The organism is Neolewinella agarilytica, from assembly GCF_900110645.1.
Lineage (GTDB): Bacteria > Bacteroidota > Bacteroidia > Chitinophagales > Saprospiraceae > Neolewinella > Neolewinella agarilytica.
Genome location: NZ_FOFB01000002.1, coordinates 302,043 through 313,553 on the forward strand (window position 1 = coordinate 302,043; position 11,511 = coordinate 313,553).

Here is an 11,511-nt window from a genome sequence, read left to right on the forward strand (position 1 = left end):
TAATCAGGGTAGCTGGCCGACAAAGTCAAAAATCCTCTGACAAAATGTAGGGGGCTGTTGCTCTCCGGGTGTGTAATCAGTAAGACGCCCGCATCAACGACCATAAACCCCCTTTTGCTATGAGAAAGTATCTACTCCTTTATGTCCTATTGCTTGCTACCGGCTTCCTTACCGCCCAAACGAGTTGCCTGTCGGGACAAGTCATCGATGTTGACGACAAAGAACCACTACCATTCGCTACGGTGCAGGCTTTTCAGAAAGGAAAACTTATTGCAGGTACAGTAACGGATCTGGACGGCAAGTTTGAGTTGTGCCCGCTTCCGAAATCGGGTGTGGTTGATGTTCAGGTGGATTATACTGGCTACCCTTCGGCTCAGATAAGAAGTGTTCCCGTTGATACTTCACTTGTGGAGATAGGAATGGACAGTAAAGGAGGAGTTAACCTTAATGAAGTAGTTATAAAGGCTTACAAAGTCCCGCTCACCCAGCGAGACCAAACCACCAGCGGCCAAACGGTCACCGCCGCGCAGATCCGAAGTTTACCTCGCCGCCGGGTCGGAGCCCGTCGGGGAAAAGTGGCAGGGCTCAGCAAAGAAGGAGGGCCAATAATGATCCGAGGTTCCCGAACTAACAACACCGATTACTTTGTCGATGGCGTTCGGGTAAGTGGAGGAGGCCAGTCAGGTGAAAACCGAGAACGCTACAACAAAATCACCGAAAACCCTTTCCTCAGAACCAAAGACGAGGCCATCAGTACCTTGAGTACTGATGTAGACCGCGCCGCCTACGCCAACGTCCGCCGCTTCCTGAACAATGGCCAGCTGCCGCCCGCCGATGCTGTCCGCACCGAGGAGATGATCAACTACTTTCCCTACGACGATGCTTCGCCGGATGCCGAGAATAAAATCGCCCTCACGGCGGAGACGATGATCTGCCCCTGGGCGCCCAAAAATCGACTGCTTCGCGTCAGCACCAAAGCCATGCCACTGTCCAGAGACAAAGCACCGGCCTCCAACTTCGTCTTCCTTATCGATGTTTCTGGCAGTATGAATAGTGCTGACAAGCTTGGGCTCGTCAAAGAGAGCTTCAAGCTATTGCTGGCAGAACTGAGCTCCGAAGACCGCGTCTCCATCGTCGTCTACGCCGGGGCTTCGGGGTTGGTCTTGCCGCCAACACCAGGTTCGGAGCGGGAGACGATTCTCTCCGCCCTCGACCGCCTGAAGTCCGGCGGTGGAACCGCCGGCGCCGCCGGTATCGAACTCGCCTACAAGACCGCCGAAGCTAATTTTATCCCCGATGGCAACAACCGCGTCGTGCTGGCCACGGATGGTGACTTCAACGTCGGTACCTCCAGCCAGGAAGCTTTGGTCAAACTGATCGAAGGCAAACGTAAGTCGGGTATCTTTCTCTCCGTCCTGGGCTTTGGCACCGGAAACTACAACGAAGGCACCATGCAGGAGCTCGCTGACCGGGGCAACGGCAACCACGCTTACATCGACTGCGCCGCCGAAGCCCGTAAAGTTCTCGTTGAGGAATTCGGTGGAACGCTCTTCACCGTGGCCACTGACGTCAAGCTTCAGCTAAAGTTCAAGCCTGAAGCCGTAAAGGCCTATCGCCTCATCGGTTACGAAAATCGCCTGCTGGCTACTGAAGACTTCGACGACGATAAAAAGGACGCCGCCGAAATGGGGGCGGGCCACAGCGTTACGGTGCTCTACGAAATTGTTCCTGCTAAAACCATAGAAGACCATCATCACCTCGGGGAGCTCCACCTTCGCTACAAAGAGAAAGTAGGGAAGCGATCGCGCAAACGGTCGGCCATGATCACGACCCGTGTCCGCAGTTGGGAGGAGGCAACGGAAAATTTACGCTGGGGCGCTGCCGTGGCGGAGTTCGCCATGTTACTACGTGGAAGTGAGCACCTCGGCAAGGCCGATTGGTCTCATTGTGAAAGCCTGGCCACCGCAGCATTGGGTAAGGATGAAAAAGGCTACCGGGCTGAAATGCTCGGTCTGATCCGCAAAGCAGAAGAACTCACCAACGCACGCCGGTAAAACAAAGATGGGTTAGGATTAAACAGGATAGGATTTATATAGGATGGCATCCTGTAAATCCTACCCTAATCTTAGGAATCCAACTTCCCCGGCTATTCGGTAGCACCAGCAACCTGTAACTTGCAACCTGCAACCTCCCTACACCTCAAAATACTTAAAGCTCATCCCGCCCTTAATTACCTGCAGCGTTTCGTAGATGAGTTGAATGACGCCCTCAACGTCGTCCTTGTGGGCCATCTCTACGGTTGTATGCATGTATCGCAGGGGCAGACTGATCAGGGCAGAGGGGACGCCGCCATTGGAGTAGGCGAAGGCGTCGGTGTCCGTGCCGGTGGCACGGCTGCTGGCCTCCCGCTGAATGTCGATGCTATTGGCTTCCGCCGTATCGATGATCATTTGCAGCAGCTTGTTGTGTACTGCCGGGGCGTAGGTTACGCTGGGGCCTTTACCGGCCTGTACGTCACCCACTTTTTTCTTGTTCAGCAAGGGCGTGCCCGTGTCGTGGGTAACGTCGGTAACGATGGCTACGTCAGGCTTGATGCTGTCGGCAATCATCTGCGCACCGCGCAGACCAACCTCCTCCTGAACGGAGTTGACTATATATAAGGTATAGTCCAGTTCGATCTTATTCTTTTTCAACAGGCGGGCAACTTCGGCAATACAAAAGCCACCCATGCGGTTGTCCAGTGCCCGGCCGCAGTAGAAGCGATCGTTCATCACTTCGAGCTCATCGGGGTAGGTGATTACGCTGCCTACGTGAATCCCCATCTCCAGCACTTCGGCTTTGTCCTTAGCGCCTACGTCGATGAAGATGTTGTGAATCTGCGCTTGCAGTTTGGCTTCGTCACCGCGGCGGGTATGGATGGCTGGCCAGCCAAAGACTCCACGGACGATTCCCTTAGTGCCATGAATGTTGACGCGCTTCGAGGGCGCGATCTGGTGGTCGCTGCCGCCATTACGGATGACATTGATGTATCCATTGTCGGAGATATAGTGTACGAACCAACTGATTTCATCGGCGTGGCCTTCGATCACGACCCGGTAATCCTTGCCAGGATTGATTACGCCATAGGCTGTCCCGTAATTGTCCAGTCCAACTTCGTCTACGTAGGGGCGGATATACTCCAGCCAGAGCTTTTGACCTGCAGACTCAAAGCCTGTCGGCGAAGCATTATTCAGGTAGTTATTGAGGAACTGTTCAGATTGCTTGGTAAGGGTAGCCATGAAGTAGTTGGAAATTTGTTCAAGCCGGAAAAGCATATTTACTTATCAGTAGTGCCGTTTAAAGGCCTTTTGGGTTTTCCGGATGAGGCGCACACGCAGGTGCAAAGAAAGGGGAAAAAGCAATGGGGAGGCAAGACGTTTACTTTCCGCTGGTCAGGAAGGCTTCGCTCCAGGCTCTGGGGTCTTCGCGCCAGGTGGCCAGTGCCTGGGCATCTTCTTTAGAGATGTAGCCAGTAGCGGCAGCTTCCTGCAGTAGCTTGTCGTAGCCACTGATGGTGCTTAGTTCTACATCTGCTAATTGGAAAGCACGAACAGCTGCGGGAAACTCATAACTAAAGATGGCCACTGCCCCGGCAATGTCTCCTCCCGCTCCTTTGAGGGCGTCAATGGCTTTGAGGGAAGATCCTCCCGTTGAAATCAGGTCTTCCACCACCAGGTAGCGTTGGCCCGATTCCACCCGGCCTTCGATTTGATTTTGCCGGCCGTGTTCTTTAGCCTTAGACCTTATATATACGAATGGCAGGTTGAGCCGGTCAGCCAGCAAAGCACCGTGTGGGATGCCGGCAGTTGCTACGCCGGCAATACCTTCAATGTCGCTGAAGCCAGCGGCCAGTTCTTCCAGCCCGTCAATAACCTCTGAGCGTATGGAAGGGTAGGAAAGCAGTACTCTGTTGTCACAGTAAATAGGAGACCGCAAACCACTAGCCCAGGTGAAGGGAGAGGCTGGTTGGAGCTTCACTGCGCCAGCTTCCAATAAACGACGGGCAATTTTCTCAGAGGTAGTCATAAGCTGGGTGATTTGGGGGCTGGTGCAACTTCAGATCAATCCGATAACCTGTAACTTGCAGGCCATCAGTAACTCAATTTTTCGCCGCAAATGTACGTAATCTACATCAACGAACGTCCACTTACCCTGCTCTCTGAAGAAGAACACCGCACCCGCGTCCGCGCCCACAATGATATAAGGCCCCAAACACACCTCGTGGCCCGCTACATTGGTAAGCCCAGAACCTTGTTGAATTATGCGGATATGCTTGAAAAGGGAAGCCCTAAAGTCACTTCTGTTGATATCGTAAGTGAAGATTTAGAGGCATTATGGGAAGCTTTCAAAAGCCATTATCGCTGGGTGCCGGCGGCAGGCGGTGTCGTTTCTCCAACGGGAGATACAGACAAGATTTTATTCATTTTCCGGCGCGGATATTGGGATCTCCCCAAAGGAAAAATTGACGACGGAGAAGATGCCCCTACTGCTGCCTTAAGAGAGGTGATGGAAGAGACGGGCGTGCATGATTTAGTGCTCGGAGAGGCGCTTCCAACGACCTACCATACTTACCGGAACAGAAAAGAAAAACGAATTTTGAAACCGACTTTTTGGTTCAGAATGAGCACTGAGCCGATGGCTTTAATACCCCAGAAAGAAGAAGATATTGAGCTGGCGGAATGGAGAACAGTAGATGGAATTCTTGCAGAGGATGCTCCTTTTTACCAGAGCCTGCATTGGCTTGTTCGTCAGTTTCTTAGTCCTGCTTAGGAGTGCTTAAAAGTGCTGTTTCAGTTAACCAGAAGTAGCCAAGAGCAGTGCAGGAAAGCTATTTTTTTGGGGACGACTTTTTTTGCCAAAGTCAATCGGTTGACCGTCAACCATAAAAAATCACGCTGAAGCTCCGATGGGTAAATGATTGTTGTTATATTTGTCTCTGTAGATAGACCCGTTTTAAGGCTGTTTGCGAAAGTTTTAATTGTTACAGACCTAGAGTAATCATAATCTTTTAAGAAATTTTGCCTTTCACTAAACGAGTCAGCTTTTTTCTAAGCTGCTGGTTGTTAAGGGTTTATTCTTTCTTTTAGGAGTTGTCTAAGTCTCTATCACATCAGTGGTGACGTGACGGTTTTTACTTGTCTTTTAAACTCTCAAAGAAAAACTTAAACCTTAAAGATCGACCTCTTCTGTTCTCAGAATTCTTCGGTTTGGTTCCTGAATTCTCTTAGTTAAGAAGTTTTCAGGTAACTTTTTTTAGACGTCCGCGCTCATGAATACATTTTTCGATAATTACTCTTCTATCAACATTTTTGGTCAAGTTCCCCGAAACAGAAATCTCATGACTTCAATTCGATTTTTGAAAACAAGAGAAAGCCTCTCCGTTGTTTTTCTTAGTCTGCTCTTCCTGATGTTGAGTGGGCCTTTGAGTGCGCAGGTAGTTGTAACTGCTGCTGCTTCTTGTTCAGATCTTGCGGGCGTACAAGCTGAAGCTAATCAGTATTATGTTGACGTTACGGCGGTAACGAATGATACGGCGACTACGGTGACTTCTTTTGAGGTTACGATCGCAGGCACGACACAAACATTTTCCGGAGCGCCACTTACTTTCGGACCTTTCACTCATAGCGGTGCGGGAGGTGCTGTACAAGTAGTTACTGCTGATGATAATTCAAATGCCGGAGCATCAGGGACTGCCGAAGTGCCAGAGATTCTTTGTGGCGTTCGCCCGGATGGTGGGCAAGCCTCTGGTGGTTTTTGTATGGTCACGGACGACCCTGATGAACCAACGGGGGCAATTCTGGTCCAGTCAGAGCCAGGTACATTTTTGGCCGGCGGTTCAAGCGGACAGGTGCAAACTTATGTTTTGGTCGATGATGCGGGGATCATTGTTCAATCAAATATGACGGGATTGTTTACCGGTCTTGACAGCGACACTTTTATGGTGTATGCTGTAAACTACCGGGATGGTGAAACAGTGGACGAGTTTTTAATTCCAGGTGGTTCTTTCGATCCTGTACAGGAGGCCTTTGATGGAATGACTACCGGTACTGATCTTGACAATGCCTGTTACACCATATGTGATGCTGCTCCAGTTCCTGTAAACTGTATGAGCATTGGTTCAACCGTATTCACGGACAACGATAATAATGCCATGTACGATCCGGTAGCCGGTGAAATGGGTATTGCAGGAATTATGGTAGAGCTTTTTGCGGTGTCTTCTACAGGAATGGCAGATAGCTTAGTTGCCACTACAACCACCGATCCGGATGGTAATTACTTCTTCGGTGGACTTGATGAAGGAATGTACGTAGTTTCTATTCCTACTACTCCCACGGATTACCCAACCAGTTCTACGGACGCGGCTACTCCAGATGACGCTACACCAGATGATACGGATAGTGGCATTCAGGCAATGTCTGGCGATCCGGTGATGAGCGGTATTATCACCCTCACGGCCCAAATGGAACCAACAGGCACTGCTGAAAGTGGCACGGGAGGAGATCAGGATGACAATGTGTCTACCGCAACTGCTACCAGCGACGATGACGCAAATGGAGACATGACGGTTGACTTTGGCTTTGCTCCAAGTATGAGCCTGGGTTCTACGGTGTTCTATGATTCTAATGATGATGGAATGCAAGACTTGACGGACCCGCTCGAAGGAGGCATTGAAGGCGTTGATGTATTTATTTATGCAGTTGACCCATTAACGGGAAGCCCGGTGGGGCCACCTCTGGCCATGACGACTACGGACGCGAACGGAGATTACTTTTTTGATGACCTACTACCAGGAGTTGAATACATTGTTGGTGTATTACCCCCTGATGACGCTCTGCAGGCATCGTCAAATACAGTGACTGATCCTGACGATAATATAGATGGCGTTAATGACGGCACTCAGGGACCTGACTTCATGGCCTTCCCTCAATCGTTCTCTCAACCTATCACACTTGAATTCGACAATGAGCCAACCACTGAAGTTGGTACTGGCGGAATGCAGGATGACGATAATGATTCTAATGGCAACATGACGGTTGACTTTGGTTTCGTTCCATCTAATAGCGTTGGCTCAACCGTCTTCTTTGATATGAATGACGATGGTATTCAGATGGGCGCCAACGAAGTAGGGGTAGAAGGTGTAATCGTACAGCTACTTGGCGATCCTGACGGTGACGGAATCTTTGAAGTAATTGCTACAGATACTACCGACGCGAACGGAGATTACTTCTTCCCAAATTTACCTGATGGAGACTATGAAGTAGTACTACCTAATGGTGTTGGTGGAGGAGACGCCTCTTCAGTTGTTAGTAACGACCCTGCAGATGAAATGGTACAGAATGGTACGATGCAGGCGGACGGATCAATCAGTTCTGGTCAATTTACCCTTACTGCGGGCGATAATCCGACTGAACTTGACGGTACTACCGGTGATGATCAGGATGCCGATGATCCTGCTAACAACATTTTTGATGCTAATGGTAATATGACAATTGATTTTGGTATTGTTCCAACTATGAGCATTGGCTCTACTGTCTTCTACGATGTAGATGACAGTGGAGATCAAGATGCTTCTGATCCATTGGAAAGCGGTGTTGCAGGCGCTACAGTCAATCTGTACTTTGATGCCAATGGCGACGGAATGATTACCGGAGCTGAGCTGACGACGCCGATTGCCATGACAACGACGGATGCAGATGGTAATTATCTTTTTGACTCTCTCGCTACTGGATTCTATCAGGTTGGAGTTCTGGCTCCGGATGATGCCATTACTGCGTCAACAACTCAGTCTGTAGCTGACGATGATCTTGACGGTACAAATGATGGTGCCCAAAGTCTAGGTGCAGGTGCTGGAAACGAATCTTTGAGTGGCCTAGTTGAGTTAGTCGTAGGAGATGAGCCACAAGGTGGAGACGAAAGCTTCCAAGGTGGAGATCAAGACGATTCTGCTCCTTTGCAGGACGGTAATGGTAACATGACGGTTGACTTTGGTTTCATCCCGACGAACAGCGTTGGTTCCACAGTCTTCTACGACATGAATGATGACGGTATGCAGTCCGGCGCTAACGAAATTGGTATTGCTGGTGTAACTGTCGAGCTTTACCTCGATGACGATAATGATCCGGCAACTGATCCGGTGCTTGTCGGTACTACGATGACGGACATGAACGGAGATTACTTCTTCGGCAACCTTCCGGACGGTACTTACACGGTCGTTATCCCCACCTCTCCCACCGGAGCCGATATGAACTCCACGGGTCAGGACGTAACGGAAGGCATTACTGCTGATGATACGCTCGAGAATGGTGACCAGGCAGCACCTGGTGAACCGACGAGCTCAGCGCCCTTCACGCTTACAGCGGGAATGGAAGGCGTCAACGAGCCCGGTCAGGGCGGTACGCAGGACGTCGATAATGGCTTCCCCGATGAGAACGGTAACATGTCTGTTGACTTCGGTTTCGTACCGATGATGTCCATTGGTTCTACAGTATTCTATGATGTGGATGACAGTGGTGATCAGGATCTTTCTGACCCACTGGAAAGCGGCATTGAAGGCGCTACGGTTAACCTGTACTTTGATGCTGACGGTGACGGCATGATCACGGGCACGGAGTTGACCACACCGATTGCGACGACGATGACGGACGCTGATGGAAACTATCTCTTCGAAGACCTTGCTCCTGGTAACTACCAGGTTGGTGTAACGCCAGTTGCTGGCAGCGACGCGCTGGTAGCTTCGAGCACTGCCACGCCGTCTGACGACGACGTTGATGGTACTAATGATGGTACGCAGGCGGGAGGTTCCGGCACGGAATCTATCTCTTCCATCCTTGAACTGGTACCAGGCGATGAGCCACAGGGTGGAGACGAAAGCTTCCCCGGCGGTGAGCAGGATGATACTGCTCCACTGGACGACGGCAGCGGTAACATGACGGTTGACTTTGGTTTTGTACCTTCTAACAGCCTAGGCTCTACTGTATTCATTGATTATGATGATGATGGAATGCAGGATGCTACGGAAACCGGTATTGCTGGTGTAGAAGTTCAGCTTCTTGCTGACACTGACGGTGATGGTGTTCCTGAAACCGTAGTAGCCACAACTACTACAAACGGTAATGGTGACTACTTCTTCTCTAATCTTCCAGACGGTAACTACCAAGTGGTTCTTCCTAATGGTGTGGAGGACGCAGTTGCTTCTACACCAGTAGATGGTACGGCAACGAATGCAGACCTTCAGAATGGTACCATGCAAGCCGACGGTTCAATATCTTCTCAAGTAATTATGCTTGCGGCAGGTGACAATCCTGTTGAAAACGATGGTACCACTGGCGATGATCAGGATGCTGATGACCCAGCTAACAATGTCTTCGATGCTAATGGTAATATGACCATTGATTTTGGTGTAGTACCTGAATTCAGTCTCGGTTCTACTGTGTTCGAGGATACCAACAATAATGCCGAACAGGATCCTGGCGAAGAAGGCGTGGAAGGTGTAGAAGTAACCCTGTATGAGGACACTGACATGAGTGGTGATTTCTCCCCCGGAGACATGGTGGTAGCTACAACCACTACTGACATGAATGGTGATTACTTCTTCGATGGCCTTCCCGCTGGCGACTACTTGGTAGGTATTCTTCCAACGGAAGACCTCCCACTTTCTTCTGATGACACACTTGATGAAGATGATGCCGATACTACGCCAGTTGATGGCGATGATAATGGTACTCAGTCTGACGGTGCCGGATCTCCTATATACACTGGAGTCGTAACCCTTGGTGACGGACCTGAACCTGCTGATAACGTTGAGCTCGGGCAAGGCGGCACTCAAGATGGTGTTGATGGCTCGCAAGATGACCTGTCAGGTAATATGACTCTGGATCTAGGCCTGTTCCCAGGCTTGTCCGTTGGTTCTACTGTTTTCAACGACCCGAATAATAATGGTATGCAGGACGCCGGTGAAACCGGAATTCCAGGTGTCGTCGTTACACTGCTTGACGATATGAACAACGTCATTGCCACAGACACCACAGATTCAGCTGGAGATTACTTCTTCGGAGGTTTACCTGAAGGAATGTACCAGATTTCGATTGCGGCAGACCAGTTCGCACCGGGCGGTGCTCTTGAGGACAGTTCACTCTCATCTGGTCCTACCAGTACCGCTGATGATGAAACCGACGGAGATGACAACGGTACCCAGGTTACTGCTGGAGCAGTTACAACTTCTCCAATCTTTGAGTTGTCGATCGGAGATGAGCCAACTGGCGCTGAAGAAGGTGGACAAGGTGGACTCCAGGACGGAGACGACTATGACGCTAACGGTGATATGACCATTGACTTCGGTTTCCTCGTGCCAAGCTTTGACCTGGCATTAATTAAGGTATTGAGCGAAGGCCAAACGTCCATGGTTAACCCAGGCGATACTATTAACTACGATATCATCGTATTTAACCAGGGTAACATCTACGCTGATAACATCGCAATCACCGATATGATACCTGTTGGTATGACTTTTGATGCGACCAATAATGCAGACTTCGCTCCTGACGGGACAGTAACCCTCACCGCAGGAGGCCTCCTCCCAGCAGAGGGTCTCGCGCCAGGTACGTCAGATACAGTTAGCCTAAGTCTCGTAGTTGATGTTCCTGTTGCCGCTGGTACGCAGTTCGACAACGTTGCGAATATCACCATGGCAACAGATACGCTGGATGTCCCTCAGGAGGACGACGATTCTGATTACGACGAAGAGGAGACTCCAGACGATATTGATGAAAATGATAATGATGTTATCGATGAGAATGGAGAAGATCCGCTCAATCCAGGTGACGAAGATGAGTCTGACGAAGAAACCATTACTGTACGTACTTTCGACCTTGCGCTCGTTAAAGCACTAAGTCCAGGTCAGACTGCAATCGTAAGACCTGGTGACACAGTAAGCTTCGACATCACGGTATTCAATCAGGGAGAAATCGCAGCGGATAATATCGCTGTAGTGGACTTCGTCCCCGATGGTTACACTTTTGACGCTTCACTCAACAATGATTGGGTGGCGACAAGCGCAGGTGCAATGACTATTCTTACGGTAGCAGACATGGAACTCCCTATGGGAGGACTCCTGCCCGAAACATCTGCTACTGTTCAAATTCTATTGACGGTAAATAATCCACAGTTACCGGGGACCATGGATCTCCGCAATATTGCTGAGATTATGTCCGCTGAAGATCCAAACGGTAATGAGCAAATTGATATTGATTCTGACTACACGGATGGTATTACTCCTGATGTAGTTGAGGATGTAGACAACGACGACATCACCCAGGACGGTACTATGCCAGGTCAGGACGAGGATGAAAGCGACTTTGAAGAAGTTTCTCTACAGGTATTTGACCTTGCCCTGATCAAAATGCTTGCACCAACGCAGAGTATGTCAGTTGAGCCAGGTGACACGATTGCCTACACGATTACAGTAATCAACCA

General features: G+C 50.0%; 5 protein-coding genes. 3 read left to right on the forward strand and 2 right to left on the reverse strand.

Features of this window, described 5'->3' with window-relative positions; translation table 11 throughout:
- The first annotated feature begins 119 nt into the window (after nt 1–119).
- Complete coding sequence (locus BM123_RS03460) at nt 120–2,054, forward strand: vWA domain-containing protein (RefSeq protein ID WP_090165423.1); 1,935 nt, start codon at nt 120–122, stop codon at nt 2,052–2,054.
- A gap of 138 nt (nt 2,055–2,192) precedes the next feature.
- On the opposite strand, the gene BM123_RS03465 is transcribed toward BM123_RS03460, so the two are convergent.
- Together BM123_RS03465 and pyrE are read right to left on the reverse strand one after the other, a co-directional pair.
- Nucleotides 2,193–3,278, reverse strand: a complete 1,086-nt coding sequence (locus BM123_RS03465; RefSeq protein WP_090165439.1) for a M42 family metallopeptidase — start codon at nt 3,276–3,278, stop codon at nt 2,193–2,195.
- A 139-nt stretch (nt 3,279–3,417) separates the two neighbouring features.
- Nucleotides 3,418–4,065, reverse strand: coding sequence for an orotate phosphoribosyltransferase (gene pyrE, locus BM123_RS03470; protein ID WP_090165424.1), 648 nt, complete (start codon nt 4,063–4,065; stop codon nt 3,418–3,420).
- A 90-nt stretch (nt 4,066–4,155) separates the two neighbouring features.
- On the opposite strand from pyrE, the gene BM123_RS24540 reads away from it, so the two are divergent.
- Nucleotides 4,156–4,809: an NUDIX hydrolase gene (locus tag BM123_RS24540; RefSeq protein ID WP_090165425.1), complete on the forward strand. Its 654-nt coding sequence runs from the start codon at nt 4,156–4,158 to the stop codon at nt 4,807–4,809.
- A gap of 568 nt (nt 4,810–5,377) precedes the next feature.
- On the forward strand, nt 5,378–11,511 hold a 6,134-nt coding region (locus tag BM123_RS03480; RefSeq protein ID WP_175489232.1), incomplete at its 3' end, for an SdrD B-like domain-containing protein.

What these genes read in the sequence shown, in the direction of transcription:
- pyrE (WP_090165424.1), bottom strand. Translation starts at nt 4,065, where the DNA reads ATGACTACCTCTGAGAAAATTGCCCGTCGTTTATTGGAAGCTGGCGCA.
- BM123_RS03465 (WP_090165439.1), bottom strand. Translation starts at nt 3,278, where the DNA reads ATGGCTACCCTTACCAAGCAATCTGAACAGTTCCTCAATAACTACCTG.
- BM123_RS03460 (WP_090165423.1), top strand. Translation starts at nt 120, where the DNA reads ATGAGAAAGTATCTACTCCTTTATGTCCTATTGCTTGCTACCGGCTTC.
- BM123_RS24540 (WP_090165425.1), top strand. Translation starts at nt 4,156, where the DNA reads ATGTACGTAATCTACATCAACGAACGTCCACTTACCCTGCTCTCTGAA.